At 48.9% G+C, this 1,570-nt stretch carries 1 protein-coding gene and 1 pseudogene; both read right to left on the bottom strand.

Features of this window, described 5'->3' with window-relative positions; all coding sequences use genetic code 11:
* Positions 1 to 192: 192 nt before the first annotated feature.
* On the bottom strand, positions 193 to 1,179 hold the full coding sequence (locus VE954_RS34905) for an IS3 family transposase (protein ID WP_324961803.1): 987 nt from the start codon (positions 1,177 to 1,179) through the stop codon (positions 193 to 195).
* Positions 1,180 to 1,199: 20 nt separating this feature from the next.
* Positions 1,200 to 1,570, bottom strand: a pseudogene (locus VE954_RS34900) (hypothetical protein); the annotation flags it as partial.

Below are 1,570 nucleotides of genomic sequence, written 5' to 3'. Positions count from 1 at the left end.
AGGAAATGGCAGTATCATACTGCGGTATATCTCAATCCAGAGAGTGAGCTTAGGAAAGCTGTTCTGGCTTAGCGACATCTTTCTTGACATTCACCGTGGAGTTGGTGGTCGGATTCAGTGGATTAGGTGGTCGGATATCCGGAATGTGTCAGCATTTTTGGGACAGCGCTAAAGAAAATTTAAGAAACTTTTCTACCCAAGTACGAACATTGACTGTCGTGTGACTGGGATATTGATTCCAACCCGATCCTGGGGAATCGCAAGCTTAGGACCGCGTCTTGAGAAACGCTCTGGATGACTGCTGTAGGCGTCTTTCAGAGCTTGTGTGCGTATTGCGAGCACTTCATCGACTTTCCCGCTGTGAACCATCTCAGGCGTCAACAGGCCGAGATTGATATGCCGATGTTCATTGTTATACCACTCAAAAAATTTCCCAAGAATCTCCTTTGCGTCCTCAAGACTCTCATACCATGGCTTGAAGAACCGGTGGTATTTCAGGGTTTTGAACTGTGCCTCAGAAAACGGGTTATCATCGCTTACCCTCGGTCGTGCAAAACTCTGTGCGAGCCCAAGTACAGCAAGAAGCTCAACAGTATTACTCGCAGTCATAGGGCTACCACGATCGGAGTGAATCGTCAACTGCGCTCCTTCTTCAATCCCTTGCTGTCGCAGTGTTTCACGGATAAAGTGCTGCGCACGATCAGAATTTTCCTCATGCGTTATCATCCAGCCGACAACGTATCGACTGTAAACGTCGATCATCACGTAGAGGAAATAATACTTCCCCTTTATTTCTGCGGGCAGTCTTGTAATGTCCCAACTCCACAATTGCCTCGGTGCCTCAGCCTGCATTATGGGTTTTTCGTATTTCGGATGGCGCCGCTGATTGCGGCGATCCTTAATCTCCTCTGCTTCTGACAGCAGGCGATACATGGAACGTATTGAACAAAGCCATTCCCCGCGATCCAGAAGCTTGCTGACTATCTGATATGGGGTATCATCGATAAAATCCTCGGAATGCAGAAGATCACGAATTTGAGCCTTCTCCTGCGAACTTAATGCATTCGATGGAACTCGGGACACTTTTTGTTTTGGACCATGCATTTGCCATCGATTCATGCTCGACCGCGACACACCATATATACCAGCAAGCCAGCTCTGGCTGACTCGCTGCTGGATCAGTTCCAGAATGCCATGCTTTACGACTTCCCGCTTTTCCAGTCGGCCTCCGGAGGCTGCTTGATCCCCAAGATCTCTGATATTTTTTTTTGAACTTCGATAATAACCTCGGCCTGCCGTAGCTTTTCCTGAAGTGCGGCGTTCTCTCTTTCCAGTTGCGCGATTCGCTTTTCTGCTTTAGCTTCCAGGTCGGGCTTCGGCCCACGTTTTTTGCTCAATGAGCCGGCAAGGGCTTCTTCAGCCTCTTCCTTCCACTTGGCTACCTGGGCCGCATAGAGTCCTTCTTTCCTTAGAAGCTCACCAACCGCTCCACGTTTGCCTCGACATTCTTCGAGCCGTTCCAGTATTTCGAGTTTGTACTCTGGCTCGAATACTCGCCGTTTGGGTTTAT

Origin of the sequence: Oligoflexus sp. (assembly GCF_035638955.1) — a bacterium.
In the GTDB taxonomy this organism is placed as follows: Bacteria; Bdellovibrionota_B; Oligoflexia; order Oligoflexales; family Oligoflexaceae; genus Oligoflexus.
This window is presented reverse-complemented; position numbering and strand designations above follow the sequence as displayed.